Annotated in this window: 16 protein-coding genes; 11 read left to right on the top strand and 5 right to left on the bottom strand. The window is 58.8% G+C overall.

Annotated features, from left to right (window positions below; translation table 11 throughout):
* Nucleotides 1-94: 94 nt before the first annotated feature.
* Nucleotides 95-676, bottom strand: coding sequence for an ACP phosphodiesterase (locus F3I21_RS06175; RefSeq protein WP_150058493.1), 582 nt, complete (start codon nucleotides 674-676; stop codon nucleotides 95-97).
* 104 nt (nucleotides 677-780) lie between these two features.
* On the opposite strand from F3I21_RS06175, the gene queA reads away from it, so the two are divergent.
* The 5 genes from queA to secF are packed head-to-tail and all read left to right on the top strand — an operon-like array spanning nucleotide 781 to nucleotide 6,225.
* A complete protein-coding gene (gene queA / locus F3I21_RS06170) occupies nucleotides 781-1,851 on the top strand; it encodes a tRNA preQ1(34) S-adenosylmethionine ribosyltransferase-isomerase QueA (RefSeq protein ID WP_058769378.1) in 1,071 nt (356 codons plus the stop codon).
* A gap of 39 nt (nucleotides 1,852-1,890) precedes the next feature.
* Entirely contained in the window at nucleotides 1,891-3,015 is a 1,125-nt protein-coding gene (gene tgt / locus F3I21_RS06165) for a tRNA guanosine(34) transglycosylase Tgt (RefSeq protein WP_021507154.1), read from the top strand.
* A gap of 25 nt (nucleotides 3,016-3,040) precedes the next feature.
* Nucleotides 3,041-3,373 carry a preprotein translocase subunit YajC gene (gene yajC / locus F3I21_RS06160; RefSeq protein ID WP_021507155.1) on the top strand — a complete coding sequence of 111 codons (333 nt, stop codon included), beginning with the start codon at nucleotides 3,041-3,043 and terminating at the stop codon, nucleotides 3,371-3,373.
* A 25-nt stretch (nucleotides 3,374-3,398) separates the two neighbouring features.
* Nucleotides 3,399-5,246 carry a protein translocase subunit SecD gene (secD, locus tag F3I21_RS06155; RefSeq protein ID WP_071813591.1) on the top strand — a complete coding sequence of 616 codons (1,848 nt, stop codon included), beginning with the start codon at nucleotides 3,399-3,401 and terminating at the stop codon, nucleotides 5,244-5,246.
* A 10-nt stretch (nucleotides 5,247-5,256) separates the two neighbouring features.
* Nucleotides 5,257-6,225, top strand: a complete 969-nt coding sequence (secF, locus tag F3I21_RS06150; protein WP_058769379.1) for a protein translocase subunit SecF — start codon at nucleotides 5,257-5,259, stop codon at nucleotides 6,223-6,225.
* A 65-nt stretch (nucleotides 6,226-6,290) separates the two neighbouring features.
* Here the strand turns inward: secF and F3I21_RS06145 are convergent, their stop codons facing one another.
* The gene (locus F3I21_RS06145; RefSeq protein WP_150058492.1) at nucleotides 6,291-6,863 is read right to left on the bottom strand and encodes a DUF3251 domain-containing protein; all 573 of its coding nucleotides are present in this window, start codon (nucleotides 6,861-6,863) and stop codon (nucleotides 6,291-6,293) included.
* Between the two features lie 15 nt (nucleotides 6,864-6,878).
* Nucleotides 6,879-7,316, bottom strand: coding sequence for a peptidoglycan-binding protein LysM (lysM, locus tag F3I21_RS06140; RefSeq protein WP_021507159.1), 438 nt, complete (start codon nucleotides 7,314-7,316; stop codon nucleotides 6,879-6,881).
* Nucleotides 7,317-7,487: 171 nt separating this feature from the next.
* On the opposite strand from lysM, the gene nrdR reads away from it, so the two are divergent.
* The 6 genes from nrdR (at nucleotide 7,488) to pgpA (ending at nucleotide 11,549) form a co-directional block, all read left to right on the top strand.
* The gene (gene nrdR, locus F3I21_RS06135; RefSeq protein ID WP_031279647.1) at nucleotides 7,488-7,937 is read left to right on the top strand and encodes a transcriptional regulator NrdR; all 450 of its coding nucleotides are present in this window, start codon (nucleotides 7,488-7,490) and stop codon (nucleotides 7,935-7,937) included.
* Nucleotides 7,938-7,940: 3 nt separating this feature from the next.
* Nucleotides 7,941-9,044 carry a bifunctional diaminohydroxyphosphoribosylaminopyrimidine deaminase/5-amino-6-(5-phosphoribosylamino)uracil reductase RibD gene (ribD, locus tag F3I21_RS06130; protein WP_058757967.1) on the top strand — a complete coding sequence of 368 codons (1,104 nt, stop codon included), beginning with the start codon at nucleotides 7,941-7,943 and terminating at the stop codon, nucleotides 9,042-9,044.
* A gap of 93 nt (nucleotides 9,045-9,137) precedes the next feature.
* Complete coding sequence (gene ribE / locus F3I21_RS06125) at nucleotides 9,138-9,608, top strand: 6,7-dimethyl-8-ribityllumazine synthase (protein WP_150058491.1); 471 nt, start codon at nucleotides 9,138-9,140, stop codon at nucleotides 9,606-9,608.
* A 19-nt stretch (nucleotides 9,609-9,627) separates the two neighbouring features.
* On the top strand, nucleotides 9,628-10,047 hold the full coding sequence (nusB, locus tag F3I21_RS06120; RefSeq protein ID WP_031279648.1) for a transcription antitermination factor NusB: 420 nt from the start codon (nucleotides 9,628-9,630) through the stop codon (nucleotides 10,045-10,047).
* A 46-nt stretch (nucleotides 10,048-10,093) separates the two neighbouring features.
* Nucleotides 10,094-11,071 carry a thiamine-phosphate kinase gene (gene thiL, locus F3I21_RS06115; protein WP_150058490.1) on the top strand — a complete coding sequence of 326 codons (978 nt, stop codon included), beginning with the start codon at nucleotides 10,094-10,096 and terminating at the stop codon, nucleotides 11,069-11,071.
* On the top strand, nucleotides 11,058-11,549 hold the full coding sequence (gene pgpA, locus F3I21_RS06110; RefSeq protein WP_021507165.1) for a phosphatidylglycerophosphatase A: 492 nt from the start codon (nucleotides 11,058-11,060) through the stop codon (nucleotides 11,547-11,549). Before thiL ends, pgpA begins: the two co-directional genes overlap by 14 nt.
* A gap of 156 nt (nucleotides 11,550-11,705) precedes the next feature.
* On the opposite strand, the gene F3I21_RS06105 is transcribed toward pgpA, so the two are convergent.
* Both F3I21_RS06105 and dxs read right to left on the bottom strand, forming a co-directional pair.
* Nucleotides 11,706-12,680 (bottom strand): aldo/keto reductase, encoded by a 975-nt coding sequence (locus F3I21_RS06105; protein ID WP_150058489.1) that lies wholly within the window; start codon nucleotides 12,678-12,680, stop codon nucleotides 11,706-11,708.
* A gap of 67 nt (nucleotides 12,681-12,747) precedes the next feature.
* On the bottom strand, nucleotides 12,748-14,613 hold the full coding sequence (gene dxs, locus F3I21_RS06100; protein WP_150058488.1) for a 1-deoxy-D-xylulose-5-phosphate synthase: 1,866 nt from the start codon (nucleotides 14,611-14,613) through the stop codon (nucleotides 12,748-12,750).
* Nucleotides 14,614-14,632 lie beyond the last annotated feature (19 nt).

Below are 14,632 nucleotides of genomic sequence, written 5' to 3'. Positions count from 1 at the left end.
GACTGGCTTAACAAAAGTTAAGCAAGGCTTCATTAAGCCGCAGATGGCTGCGGCTGGCAAGGGGAGGCAATGCGGGGCAGCGGCAAATTGTGCTTCACAGCTGCCGGGCGCGCGCGGCGGCCATCAGGCGTGGATAGAACTGGAAAAACAGCGGTTCGAGCTGGGTGTAGTGGTCGACAAAATCCTGATAGGAGTCGCGCAGCGCCGCCAGCCGTGGCCGGCGATGCGCCATGCCGCTTAGCACGCGCGCCAGCCGCGCCGGGTCAGCATAGTGTTCAAACCAGCGTTCGCGCCACATTACCGCGTTGAGCTCGATAAAATCGCCCGGCGTGCCGGGCAGCTGCGGCACAATGTCGCGCTCGGCGGCGGCGCTAAAGGCGGACAGCGACTGCGCCGGATGCAGCTGATCCCAGTGGCGCGCCAGGAAGTGGTCCCAGATCACGTCGAGGGTGATTGGCGCCACGCGGCGCGTTTCGGCGCGGAACAGCTGACGCGCGCTGCGCACTTCCGGCAGGTTATCGGTCAGCACGTCAATGCGCCGGTGCAGGCCAATACCGGCCACCACTGGCTGCGGCCACTGCGCCTCAACGTTGCCGCGCACAAAGTCGGCCAGCAGATTACCCAGCAGTGAGCTGTCGGCCAGGGTTGCGAGGTGAAGGTGAGCAAGAAAGTTCATGGCGCATTATAGGCAGAATCACACCGGCGCAGCCAGTTGTTCAGAATTGCCCACTTTTCCGCTAAACTATGCCGCCTGTTTTTTGAGTCCTGAAGAAGTGATGCATGCGTGTAGCCGATTTTGCCTTTGAATTACCGGAATCTTTGATCGCCCACTATCCGCAGGCGCAGCGCAGCGGATGTCGCCTGCTGTCGCTGGATGGCCCGAGCGGGGCGCTGAACCATGGCGTGTTTACTGATGTGCTGGATAAGCTCAATCCGGGCGATCTGCTGGTGTTCAATAATACCCGGGTGATTCCGGCGCGCGTCTATGGCCGTAAAGCCAGCGGCGGCAAAATTGAGATGCTGGTTGAGCGCATGCTGGATGACAAACGCGTGCTGGCGCACGTGCGCGCCTCCAAAGCGCCGAAGCCGGGTGCCGAATTACTGCTGGGCGACGACGAAAGCGTCAAAGCCACCATGGTGGCGCGCCACGATGCGCTGTTCGAAATCGAGTTTGCGGACGATCGCGCGGTGCTGGATATCCTGAACAGCGTCGGCCATATGCCGCTGCCGCCGTACATCGATCGTCCGGATGAGGAAGCTGACCGCGAGCTGTACCAGACGGTGTACAGCGCGCGCCCCGGCGCGGTGGCAGCGCCAACCGCCGGTCTGCACTTCGATGAGCCGCTGCTGGCGGCGCTGAAGGCAAAAGGCGTGGAGATGGCGTTTGTGACGCTGCACGTCGGCGCTGGCACCTTCCAGCCGGTGCGCGTAGAGAACATCAACGATCACATCATGCACTCTGAATATGCCGAAGTGCCGCAGGACGTGGTGGACGCGGTGCTGGCGTGCAAAGCGCGCGGTAACAAAGTGGTGGCGGTGGGCACCACCTCGGTGCGTTCGCTGGAGAGCGCAGCGCAGGCCTGCCAGGATGGACTGATCGCGCCGTTTTTCGATGACACGCAGATCTTTATCTATCCGGGCTATCACTACCAGGTGATTGATGCGCTGATCACCAACTTCCACCTGCCGGAATCGACGCTGATTATGCTGGTTTCGGCGTTTGCCGGTTATCAACACACCATGGCGGCTTATCAGAGCGCGGTGGCGGAGCAGTACCGTTTCTTTAGCTACGGGGATGCGATGTACATCACCCGTAATCCACAGGCTCCCGACGAAATCGTTGGTGGCTGAGTAATCAGACTGTTTCTCTGATTATCGAAAGAGGTCAATGTGAAATTTGAATTAGATACCACCGACGGGCGCGCGCGCCGTGGCCGTCTGGTCTTTGATCGCGGCGTCGTGGAAACCCCGGCGTTTATGCCGGTCGGCACCTACGGCACGGTCAAAGGCATGACGCCGGAAGAAGTGAAAGAGACCGGCGCGCAGATCCTGCTGGGTAACACCTTCCACCTGTGGCTACGCCCGGGGCAGGAGATCATGAAACTGCACGGCGACCTGCACGACTTCATGCACTGGCAGGGACCAATCCTGACCGACTCCGGCGGCTTCCAGGTATTTAGCCTCGGCGATATCCGTAAGATCACTGAAGCCGGCGTGCATTTCCGCAACCCGATCAACGGCGACCCGATTTTCCTCGACCCGGAAAAATCGATGGAGATTCAGTACGATCTCGGCTCCGACATTGTGATGATCTTCGACGAATGTACGCCGTATCCGGCGGACTGGGATTACGCTAAACGCTCGATGGAGATGTCACTGCGCTGGGCGCAGCGCAGCCGCGACCGCTTTGACGCGCTCGGTAACAAAAATGCGCTGTTTGGCATTATTCAGGGCGGGGTTTACGAAGATTTACGTGATGTCTCGGTTAAAGGTCTGGTAGAGATTGGCTTTGATGGGTACGCTGTGGGCGGCCTGGCGGTGGGTGAACCGAAAGAGGACATGCACCGCATCCTGGAACACGTCTGTCCGCAAATTCCGCAAGACAAACCGCGTTATTTGATGGGCGTCGGCAAACCGGAAGATCTGGTGGAAGGCGTTCGCCGCGGTATCGATATGTTTGACTGTGTTATGCCAACGCGTAACGCGCGCAACGGCCATCTGTTCGTCACCGATGGCGTGGTGAAAATCCGCAATGCGAAATACAAAGATGACACCGCGCCGCTGGATGCGGAGTGTGATTGTTACACCTGTCGCAATTACACGCGTGCCTACTTGCATCATCTTGATCGCTGTAACGAAATACTGGGCGCACGTCTGAACACCATCCACAATCTGCGCTATTACCAGCGTCTGATGGCGGGTTTACGCCAGGCCATCGAAGAGGGTAAATTAGAGCACTTTGTTAGCGAGTTCTACCAACGGACGGGCAAAGCGGTTCCACCGTTAAACGTCTGATAATTCTATCAATGAGGGAAATTTAATGAGCTTTTTCATTTCTGACGCCGTGGCCGCAGCTGGCGCTCCGTCTCAGGGAAGTCCGTATTCTCTGGTGATCATGCTGGTGGTTTTTGGTCTGATTTTCTACTTCATGATCCTGCGTCCACAGCAGAAGCGCGCCAAAGATCACAAAAAGCTGATGGATTCCATCTCCAAAGGTGATGAAGTGCTGACCAACGGTGGCCTGGTGGGCCGCGTAACGAAAGTGGCTGAAACCGGCTACATCGCTATCGCCCTGAACGACACCACTGAAGTAGTGATTAAACGTGATTTCGTGGCCGCCGTTCTGCCGAAAGGTACAATGAAGGCGCTGTAATTTATTCTTCCCGAAGGGAACTGCCGTGTTAAACCGTTATCCTTTGTGGAAGTACATCATGCTGGTCGTCGTGATTCTCGTCGGCCTGCTGTATGCGCTTCCTAACCTTTATGGTGAGGATCCGGCCGTTCAGATCACTGGTGCGCGCGGTGGCGCCGCCAGTGAGCAAACGTTGGATCAGATCCAGACCGTATTAAAACAAGACAATATCCAGAGCAAATCCCTCGCGCTGGAAAATGGTGCCATTCTGGCCCGTTTCGCTAACACGGATATTCAGCTGCGCGCGCGTGAAGCCATCACCAATGCGCTGGGCGAAGATTTCGTCGTGGCGCTCAACCTGGCCCCTGCCACACCGCGCTGGCTGACCATGCTGGCCGCTGAACCGATGAAACTCGGCCTCGATCTGCGCGGCGGCGTGCACTTCCTGATGGAAGTCGACATGGATACTGCCCTCGGCAAGCTGCAGGAGCAGAATGCTGATGGCCTGCGCAGCGACCTGCGCGAAAAAAATATCCCTTACACCAACGTTAGCAAAATCGCTAACTACGGCACCGAAATACGTTTCCGCGACGGCGCCAGCCGTGATGCGGCCATCAGCTATCTGACGCCGCGCCATCGCGACCTGGTGATCACCAGCGCTGGCAGCGACACGCTGCGTGCGGTGATGACCGATGCGCGTCTGAGTGAAGCGCGCGAATATGCGGTGCAGCAGAACATCAACATCCTGCGTAACCGTGTGAACCAGCTGGGTGTGGCTGAGCCGCTGGTACAGCGTCAGGGCGCTGACCGCATCGTGGTTGAGCTGCCGGGTATCCAGGATACCGCGCGTGCTAAAGAGATTCTGGGTGCTACCGCAACGCTGGAGTTCCGCCTGGTCAACACCTCGGTGGATCCGAGCGCAGCTGCCAGCGGCCGCGTGCCGGGTGACTCGGAAGTGAAAAAGACGCGTGAAGGTCAGCCGGTGGTGCTGTACAAGCGCGTGATTCTCACCGGTGACCACATTACCGACTCGACGTCCAGTATGGATGAGTACAACCAGCCGCAGGTGAATATCTCGCTTGATGGCGCCGGCGGTAACATCATGTCCAACTTCACCAAGGACAACATCGGCAAGCCGATGGCGACCCTGTTTGTGGAGTACAAGGACAGCGGTAAGAAAGATGCGAACGGTCGTGCGATTCTGGTGAAGCAGGAAGAAGTGATTAACGTGGCGAACATTCAGTCGCGCCTCGGCAACAGCTTCCGAATTACCGGTATCAGCAACCCGAACGAAGCGCGTCAGCTGTCGCTGCTGCTGCGTGCCGGTGCGCTGATTGCGCCAATCCAGATTGTGGAAGAGCGGACCATCGGTCCAACCATGGGCCAGCAGAACATCACACAGGGTCTCGAAGCCTGTCTGTGGGGTCTGATCGCCTCCATCATCTTTATGGTGGTGTTCTACAAGAAGTTTGGTCTGATTGCGACCAGCGCACTGCTGTGCAACCTGGTGCTGATTGTCGGCATCATGTCACTGTTACCGGGCGCCACGCTCACCATGCCGGGCATTGCCGGTATCGTGCTGACACTGGCGGTGGCGGTGGATGCTAACGTGTTGATTAACGAACGTATTAAAGAAGAACTGCGTAACGGACGCTCGGTACAGCAGGCGATTCATGAAGGCTACAAAGGCGCCTTCTCCAGTATCGTCGACGCCAACGTCACCACGCTGATTAAAGTTATCATTCTTTATGCGGTCGGTACCGGCTCGATCAAAGGGTTTGCGATCACCACGGCTATCGGTATCGCGACTTCCATGTTCACCGCTATCGTCGGCACCCGTGCCATCGTTAACCTGGTGTACGGCGGCAAACGCATCAATAAGCTGTCTATCTGAGGAGTGCGTTGTGGCACAGGAATATAGTATTGAACAGCTGAACCATGGGCGTAAAGTCGTCGACTTTATGCGCTGGGACACGCTGGCCTTTATCATCTCCGGCCTGCTGATTGTGGCGTCCATCGCCATTATCGGTGTGCGCGGCTTTAACTGGGGGCTCGATTTCACCGGCGGGACGGTGATTGAGATCAACCTCGAGAAGCCGGCGGATCTGGATGCGCTGCGTGACGGGCTGGTGAAGGCAGGCTTTGAGGAGCCGCTGGTACAGAACTTTGGCAGCAGCCGTGATGTGATGGTGCGTATGCCACCGACCACCGGCAATGCAGGCCAGGAGCTGGGCAACAAAGTGGTCGCCTCGATCAACCAGACGACGCAGCAGAACGCGACTGTGAAGCGCATTGAGTTCGTGGGCCCGAGCGTGGGCAGCGATCTGGCGCAGGCCGGGGCGATGGCGCTGCTGTCGGCGCTGATTGCGATTCTGATCTACATCGGCTTTCGCTTTGAGTGGCGTCTGGCGCTGGGCACCGTGCTGGCGCTGGCGCACGACGTGATCATCACCTGCGGCATTCTGTCGCTGTTCCACATCGAAATCGATCTGACGATTGTGGCGTCGCTGATGTCGGTGATTGGTTACTCGCTCAACGATAAGATCGTGGTTTCCGACCGTATTCGTGAGAACTTCCGCAAAATCCGTCGCGGTTCTTCTTACGACATCACTAACGTGTCGCTGACCCAGACGCTGAGCCGTACGTTGATCACCTCGATCACCACGCTGGCGATGATCCTGATCCTGTTCATCTTTGGTGGCGCGCTGCTGAAAGGCTTCTCGCTGACCATGCTGATCGGTGTCACCATCGGTACCATTTCGTCGATCTACGTGTCGTCCGCGCTGGCGCTGAAGCTGGGTATGAAGCGTGAACACATGCTGGTGCAGAAAGTGGAGAAAGAGGGCGCCGATCAGCCTTCGATTCTGCCGTAATTGTGCCGGAGAAATGAAACGGGCTGCCTGAGTGCAGCCCGTTTTTTTTATGCCTGACGCCAGAGTTACTGGCCTGCAACGACCGTGCTGGCATCCGTCACCGCCTGCACATCATGCACGCGCACGTAGCCGAGCTGATCCGGTGCCAGCCCGCTGAGGCGCAGCGGTACGCTGACCGAACTGCGCGGCATCAGACTGGCGGGCACGGTAATGGTCTGGCTCAGGCTGTCGGCGTTCAGCGGCTTGCCGCTGGCGGGATCCATTTCGCCCCATACCACGCGGGCGCTGAGTGCCGGCACCGGCTTATCATCGGTTGAACGGATATTCAGGTTAGCGCGGCTGCCGCTGGCTTCCCCTTCAACGTGCGACAGCGACAGGCGCAGTTTACCCAGCTGCGTCTGCAGCTCTACCGGCGTATTCGCCTGCGGGAGTAACCATGCGCCCTGCGTCGACTGGCTGTTGAGCTGCCCCTGAATCTCCAGCGCGCTGGCCTGACTGGTCAGTTTGCGCATCTGCTGGTTGAGCTGGCTCACTTCCTGATGCAGCGCTTTGACCTGAGGTGAAGCGGGGGTGGAGCTGCAACCACTGAGCACCAGCGCAGCAAGCGCTGCCGGCACCCAAATCATCCTGAACGTCATGCAATGTCCTTCCGGTTATTTAGGGATACGTAAAACCTGGCCGGGATAGATCTTATCAGGATGCGTCAACATTGGCTTGTTCGCCTCAAAGATCTTGTTGTATTCGTTCGGCGTGCCGTACACCTGCTTCGAGATAGCGCTCAGGGTATCGCCTTTTTTCACCGTGTAGAATTCGGCCTGCGTGGCGCTGTCACTGGTGGTGACGTTATCTTCCACTTTGGTGATGCCGGCCACGTTACCCGCCGCCACCAGAATCTTCTCTTTCAACTCCTGCGAGATACCGTCACCGCTGACCTTCACGGTATCGCCCTGGACATCGACTTTCACTTTATCGCTGTCGGGCAGGCCGAGTTGATTAATGTGCTCCTGCAGCTTTTTGCTCTGGTCATCGCCGCCTGACACCGCATCCCACAGTTTTTCACCCGCTTCTTTGACGAAATTGAATAAACCCATACATCCTCCTGTCATTAAGCCGGATTGGCTCTCTAAGCTTAGTAACTTTTCACGGTTTGCTGTAACCGCCAGGCGTCGCTGTGAGCCAGGTGGCGATTCTGCGCCCTGTATTTTGTTGCAACCGGGAACGCGCTACACTATCTGCCCCCAATTCTCGCGACAGGAAACGTCATGCATTGCCCATTCTGCTCCGCTGTGGACACCAAAGTGATTGATTCACGTCTGGTTAGTGAAGGCTCCTCAGTGCGCCGCCGCCGCCAGTGCCTGGTGTGCCATGAGCGTTTTACCACCTTTGAAGTGGCCGAGCTGGTAATGCCGCGCGTGGTGAAAAGCAACGACGTGCGCGAACCCTTTAACGAAGATAAGCTGGCCAGCGGCATGATGAAGGCGCTGGAGAAGCGTCCGGTGAGCGCGGATGCCGTCGACAACGCGGTCAATCACATCAAAACCCAGCTGCGCGCCACCGGCGAACGTGAAATTCCCAGCAAGCTGATTGGTAACCTGGTAATGGAAGAGCTGAAGAAGCTGGATAAAGTTGCTTATATTCGCTTCGCATCGGTGTACCGCAGTTTTGAAGATATTCGTGACTTTGGCGAAGAGATCGCCCGCTTACAGGATTAATCCATGACCGATGCGCACTACATGGCGCGCGCGCTGGAACTGGCGCGGCGCGGACAATACACCACCACCCCGAATCCTAACGTCGGCTGCGTTATCGTGCGCGACGGCGAGATCGTGGGCGAAGGCTGGCATCAGCGCGCTGGTGAACCGCACGCGGAAGTGCACGCGCTGCGCATGGCGGGTGACCACGCACGCGGTGCGACCGCGTATGTCACGCTGGAACCCTGCAGCCATCATGGTCGGACGCCGCCGTGCTGCGATGCGCTGATTGCCGCCGGCGTCAGCCGGGTGGTCGCGGCGATGCAGGATCCTAATCCGCAGGTGGCCGGGCGCGGCTTGTATCGTTTACAGCAGGCCGGCATCGACGTGAGTCACGGCCTGATGATGAACGAAGCGGAAGCGCTCAATCGCGGTTTTCTCAAACGCATGCGTACCGGTTTTCCGTGGATTCAGCTCAAACTGGGCGCCTCGCTGGATGGTCGTACCGCCATGGCCAGTGGCGAAAGCCAGTGGATCACTTCCGCAGCGGCAAGGCGCGATGTGCAACGTTTACGTGCCCGCAGTTCAGCTATTCTTACCACCAGCGCCACCGTGCTGGCGGACAATCCGTCGCTGACGGTGCGCTGGGATGAACTGAGCGAGACCGTGCGCCAGCAGCTGGATGAGAGCCAGCTGCGTCAGCCGGTGCGGGTGGTGATCGACAGCCAGCAGCGCGTGACGCCACAGCACCGTTTGATCGTCCAGCCCGGCGAAACCTGGTTGATGCGCACGGAGGCTGATGCACAAAGCTGGCCGCCGGGCGTGAGTCAGATTGAGGTGCCGCCGCGCGGTGAGCAGCTCGATCTGGTGGCGATGATGATGCTGCTCGGTCAGCGTCAGATCAACAGCGTGTGGGTCGAGGCCGGTGCCGGTCTGGCCGGTGCGCTGCTGCAGGCCGGCCTGGTGGATGAACTGATCGTTTATCTGGCGCCGAAACTGCTGGGTAATGCCGCGCGCGGCCTGTGTGCGCTGCCGGGACTGGAAACGCTGGCCGATGCGCCAGCGCTGAATTTTAGCGACGTGCGTCAGGTTGGCGACGATTTACGGCTGACCCTGACACCACGCTGAGCATGCACGGAAAAGCCTGAGCGCGTTGCCGAAGAGTATGATAGAATCCGCCCCCTTCTGCGGGGCCATAAAACAAACACCCAAAGGATATGTATGAAAGTTATCGAAGCTGCTGTTGCCACGCCTGATGCCAATATTGCCATTGTAATCGCGCGTTTTAACAATTTCATCAATGACAGCCTGCTGGACGGTGCGGTTGACGCGCTGAAGCGTATTGGCCAGGTCAAAGCGGAAAACATCACCGTGGTCTGGGTACCGGGCGCTTACGAGCTGCCGCTGGCGGCACGCGCCCTGGCGAAAACCGGCAAGCACGACGCGATCGTTGCACTGGGCACGGTGATCCGTGGCGGTACCGCACACTTCGAATACGTGGCGGGTGAAGCCAGCTCCGGCATCGCTCAAGTAGCGATGAACAGCGAAATTCCGGTGACCTTCGGCGTCCTGACCACCGAAAACATCGAGCAGGCGATTGAACGCGCCGGCACCAAAGCGGGTAACAAAGGCGCCGAAGCGGCCCTGACCGCACTTGAAATGATTAACGTATTGAAAGCCATCAAAGCCTGATTTTTGTAAGGGGAATTTTGTGAAACCTGCTGCTCGTCGTCGCGCCCGTGAGTGCGCTGTCCAGGCGCTTTACTCCTGGCAGTTGTCTAACAACGACATTGCCGATGTGGAATACCAGTTTCTGGCGGAACAAGACGTCAAAGACGTCGATATTAGCTATTTCCGCGAACTGCTGGCCGGTGTGGCGACCAACAGCGCGTTCCTGGACGGCCTGATGAAGCCTTACCTGTCGCGCCAGCTGGAAGAGCTGGGCCAGGTAGAAAAAGCCATCCTGCGCATTTCGCTCTATGAACTGAGCAAGCGTGACGATGTGCCGTACAAAGTGGCGATCAACGAAGGTATCGAACTGGCTAAAGTGTTTGGTGCTGAAGACAGCCATAAATTTGTTAACGGCGTGCTGGATAAAGCCGCTCCGCAAATTCGACCGAACAAAAAATAAGTGCAAAAGGCCGGCTCACCGGCCTTTTTTCATTGAGACCTGACTTATGTCCTGTGGTGAATTCGAACTGATCGCACGTTATTTTAACCGCGTCACCAGCTCCCGCCGCGATGTGGAGAAGGGAATTGGTGACGACTGCGCGTTACTTAACGTGCCGGAAAAACAGACGCTGGCCATCAGCACCGATACGCTGGTGGCGGGCGTGCATTTCTTACGTGATATCCATCCGGCCGATCTCGGCTACAAAGCGCTGGCGGTTAACCTGAGCGACCTGGCGGCGATGGGCGCCGATCCGGCATGGTTAACGCTGGCGTTAACCATGCCCGAAGTGGATGAGCCGTGGCTGGCGGCGTTCAGCGACAGCCTGTTTGAGCTGCTGGATTACTACGATATGCAGCTGATCGGCGGTGATACCACGCGCGGGCCGCTCAGCCTGACGCTGGGCATTCATGGCCTGGTGCCGGCCGGCCGTGCGCTGAAGCGCGCCGGGGCCAAACCGGGTGACTGGATTTTTGTCACCGGCACGCTGGGCGACAGCGCTGCTGGGCTGTCGCTGCTGCAGCACCATCATCGCCTGAACGATCCGGCGGTGCATGAAGTGCTGATCAAGCGTCATCTGCGCCCGATGCCGCGCGTGCTGCAGGGCCAGGCGCTGCGCAATCTGGCGACATCAGCCATCGATCTGTCCGATGGCCTGATCTCCGATCTCGGCCATATTCTCACCGCCAGCCGCGTCGGTGCCCGCATCAATCTGGATGCGCTGCCGCTGTCGGCTGCGTTGCGCGATCACTTCGAGCCGGAACAGGTGCTGCGCTGGGCGCTGAGCGGGGGTGAAGATTATGAGCTGTGCTTTACCGTGCCGGAAGTCAATCGTGGTGCACTGGATGTGGCGCTGGGCCATCTTGGCGTGGCGTATACCTGCATCGGCCAGATCGCGCCGGAAGCAGAAGGGCTGACGCTGCTGGAGAACGGCAAGCCGCGCAGTTTCCATCACAAGGGATTTGATCACTTTGACGCTAAATAAAGATGTGGCCAAAAGCCGTCTGCGCATGGCCAATCCGTGGCACCTGCTGGCGACCGGTTTTGGCAGCGGTCTGAGCCCGATTATGCCCGGCACCGCCGGTTCGATTGCCGCCATTCCCTTCTGGTGGCTGATGACGCTGCTGCCGCTGCAGCTGTATTCGCTGCTGGTGCTGATAGGCATCAGTGTGGGTGTCTACCTGTGTCACCGCACCGCGCGTGATATGGGTGTGCACGACCATGGCAGCATCGTGTGGGATGAGTTCATCGGCATGTGGATTACGCTGATGGCGATACCGGCGATGAGCTGGCAATGGGTGCTGGCCGGCTTTGTGATTTTCCGTATTTTCGACATGTGGAAGCCGTGGCCGATTCGCTGGTTCGACCGTAACGTGCATGGCGGCATGGGCATTATGGTCGATGACATTATCGCCGGGGTCATTTCAGCGGCGATTTTGTATGGGCTGGGGCTGGTGCTTTAATGCGCCAGGTGCGCATGAATGCGCACCCTACAGAAAGCGTTGCCATGAATGCGTTGCCGCAGGCAGATCGCCAGGAATGCGTAGCCCGCAGCCAGAGTTGCCATACATGGGTTGCCTGTGACATCAGGTCGCCCTGAAGGCGACCTGACTGGACCGTTACTCGAATCCCACCACCGGATGCGGTTGGTAGACGCTCTCCAGCTCGGCGATATCGGTTGAACTCAGCTCCACGTCGACGGCTTTCACCAGCTCGGCAAACTGCTGCTCGCGCGAGGCACCAATAATCGGCGCGGTAACCACCGGCTTATGCAGCAGCCACGCCAGCGCCACCTGCGCGCGCGTCACGCCTTTGTCCGCAGCCACCGTTGCCAGCCTTTGCGCAATGGCCGCGTCATTCTCTTCGGTGCCGGTATAGAGTTTTTCCATCACGTTATCCGACACCGAACGCGCAGTGGTTTCTCCCCACGGACGCGTCAGCTTACCGCGCGCCAGCGGGCTCCACGGCAGCACCGCGATGCCTTCGCGCTGGCACAGCGGATGCATCTCTTTCTCTTCTTCGCGCTGAATCAGGTTGTACTGATCCTGCATACTGACAAAACGCGCCCAGCCATGCTGCTGCTGTAACTGCAGCGCCTGCGCAAACTGTGTGGCATGCATCGAGGAAGCCCCGATGTAACGCGCTTTGCCTGACCGCACTACCTGCTCGAGCGCTTCCAGCGTCTCTTCAATCGGCGTGGCGTAATCCCAGCGATGAATCTGCAGCAGATCGACATACTCCATGCCAAGCCGCGTCAGGCTGTCATCAATCGACTGCAGAATATTGGTGCGCGACAGCCCCTGCGACAGGTTGCTCAGCGGAAAGTAGACTTTGGTCGCCACCACCACCCGATCGCGCTGCGCATAATCTTTGAGCGCGCGGCCGAGGATCTCCTCACTGCTGCCGTCGGAGTAGCTGTTAGCGGTGTCGAAGAAGTTAATGCCCGCGTCCAGCGCCTGCTTAATCAGCGGTCGGCTGCTCTCTTCCGGCAGCGTCCAGGCGTGGTTACCGCGCAGCGGATCGCCATAGGTCATACAGCCTAAACAGAGACGTGAAACCTGCAGATCGGTCTGGCCTAAACGAACGGTTTTCATGAAGGGCTCCTGCTCTTATGCGTGGGGTTTTACCCTCAAGCATAGCAGCAGGAGCGGGGAAGGGCGGTTACTGCGCCAGCCAGGCGGCGATTTGCTGCTGGATGCCTGCGGCGTCCAGCTGATAATCCTGACGCACTTCTTCCTGCGTCCCCTGCGGAATGAACTCATCCGGCAGGCCGAGGTTAAGCACCGGCACGCGCAGGCGTTTCGCCATCACGTATTCATTGACGCCGCTGCCGGCACCGCCTTTGATCGCGCCTTCTTCCAGCGTAACCAGCGCGTCGTGGCTGGCCGCCAGCTCGCTAATCAGGGCTTCATCCAGCGGCTTAACAAAGCGCATGTCGACCAGCGTGGCGTTGAGCGCGTCGGCGGCGGCCTGCGCTTCCGGCAGCAGAGTACCAAAGTTGAGGATGGCCAGCTGCTCGCCGCGACGCCGGATGATCCCTTTGCCAAGCGGCAGGCTGGCCAGCGGTTCCAGCGTGGCGCCGGTGCCGGTGCCGCGCGGATAGCGCACCGCGCTCGGGCCATCCTGATAGTGGTAGCCAGTGTAAAGCATCTGCCGGCACTCGTTTTCATCGCTTGGCGTCATGATCACCATACCCGGCACGCAGCGCAGATAGGCGATATCAAACGCCCCCTGGTGCGTCTGGCCGTCGGCACCCACGATACCGCCGCGATCGATAGCAAACAGTACCGGCAATTGCTGAATTGCCACGTCGTGAATCACCTGGTCGTAGGCGCGCTGCAGGAAGGTGGAGTAAATCGCCACCACCGGCTTATAACCGCCGATGGCCATGCCTGCGGCAAACGTCACCGCATGCTGCTCGGCGATCGCCACGTCAAAATACTGCTGCGGATAATCACGCGAGTAGCTCACCATGCCGGAGCCTTCGCGCATGGCCGGCGTCACCGCCATCAGCCGCGCATCGTCGGCGGCCATCTCGCTCAGCCAGTTACCAAAAATTTTCGAGTAGCTCGGCAGGCCCGGCGCGCTTTTCGGCAGCGAGCCGCTGGCCGGATCGAATTTCGGCACCGCGTGCCAGGTTATCGGATCCTCTTCCGCCGGCGCGTAGCCCTTGCCCTTTTTGGTCATGATGTGCAGGAACTGCGGCCCTTTCAGATCGCGCATATTCTTCAGCGTGCTAACCAGCGTCAGCACATCGTGACCGTCGACCGGACCGATATAGTTAAAGCCCAGCTCCTCAAACAGCGTGCCCGGCACCACCATGCCTTTCAGGTGCTCTTCAGTGCGCTTCACCAGCTCTTTGATCGGCGGCAGGCCGCCCAGCACGCGCTTGCCGCCTTCGCGCAGGCGTGAATAGGTTTTCCCCGAGAGAATCTGCGCCAGGCGATTGTTCAGCGCACCTACGTTCTCAGAGATCGACATCTCGTTGTCATTGAGAATCACCAGCATGTCCGGCTTGATATCACCGGCGTGGTTCATGGCTTCAAACGCCATGCCCGCGGTAATCGCGCCGTCGCCAATAATGCAGGCGGTGCGACGACCTTTGCCTTCGCGTTCGGCGGCCACGGCCATGCCGAGACCGGCGCTGATGGACGTCGACGAGTGGCCCACGCTCAGCACGTCATATTCGCTTTCGCCGCGCCACGGGAACGGGTGCAGGCCATTTTTCTGACGGATAGTGCCGATACGGTCGCGGCGGCCGGTCAGAATCTTGTGCGGATAGGCCTGATGGCCGACGTCCCACACCAGATGGTCAAACGGGGTGTTATACACATAATGCAACGCGACGGTCAGCTCGACGACGCCCAGACCCGAAGCAAAGTGGCCGGACGAGCGGCTCACGCTGTCCAGCAGATACTGACGCAGCTCGTCGCACAGGTCCGGAAGTTTTTCTTTAGGCAGTAAACGTAATTCCTGAACCGTGCCTGCTAACGCCAGTGTCGGGTATTTTGCAATATCAAAACTCATCAGAGACTCATTATATAAG

Source organism: Pantoea sp. B_9 (assembly GCF_008632015.1).
GTDB classification, from domain to species: domain Bacteria; phylum Pseudomonadota; class Gammaproteobacteria; order Enterobacterales; family Enterobacteriaceae; genus Pantoea; species Pantoea dispersa.
This window is presented reverse-complemented; position numbering and strand designations above follow the sequence as displayed.

Coding starts and splice junctions, on each gene's coding strand:
- F3I21_RS06175 (WP_150058493.1), bottom strand. CDS start 676: ATGAACTTTCTTGCTCACCTTCACCTCGCAACCCTGGCCGACAGCTCA.
- queA (WP_058769378.1), top strand. CDS start 781: ATGCGTGTAGCCGATTTTGCCTTTGAATTACCGGAATCTTTGATCGCC.
- yajC (WP_021507155.1), top strand. CDS start 3,041: ATGAGCTTTTTCATTTCTGACGCCGTGGCCGCAGCTGGCGCTCCGTCT.
- F3I21_RS06145 (WP_150058492.1), bottom strand. CDS start 6,863: ATGACGTTCAGGATGATTTGGGTGCCGGCAGCGCTTGCTGCGCTGGTG.
- lysM (WP_021507159.1), bottom strand. CDS start 7,316: ATGGGTTTATTCAATTTCGTCAAAGAAGCGGGTGAAAAACTGTGGGAT.
- nrdR (WP_031279647.1), top strand. CDS start 7,488: ATGCATTGCCCATTCTGCTCCGCTGTGGACACCAAAGTGATTGATTCA.
- ribD (WP_058757967.1), top strand. CDS start 7,941: ATGACCGATGCGCACTACATGGCGCGCGCGCTGGAACTGGCGCGGCGC.
- ribE (WP_150058491.1), top strand. CDS start 9,138: ATGAAAGTTATCGAAGCTGCTGTTGCCACGCCTGATGCCAATATTGCC.
- thiL (WP_150058490.1), top strand. CDS start 10,094: ATGTCCTGTGGTGAATTCGAACTGATCGCACGTTATTTTAACCGCGTC.
- F3I21_RS06105 (WP_150058489.1), bottom strand. CDS start 12,680: ATGAAAACCGTTCGTTTAGGCCAGACCGATCTGCAGGTTTCACGTCTC.
- dxs (WP_150058488.1), bottom strand. CDS start 14,613: ATGAGTTTTGATATTGCAAAATACCCGACACTGGCGTTAGCAGGCACG.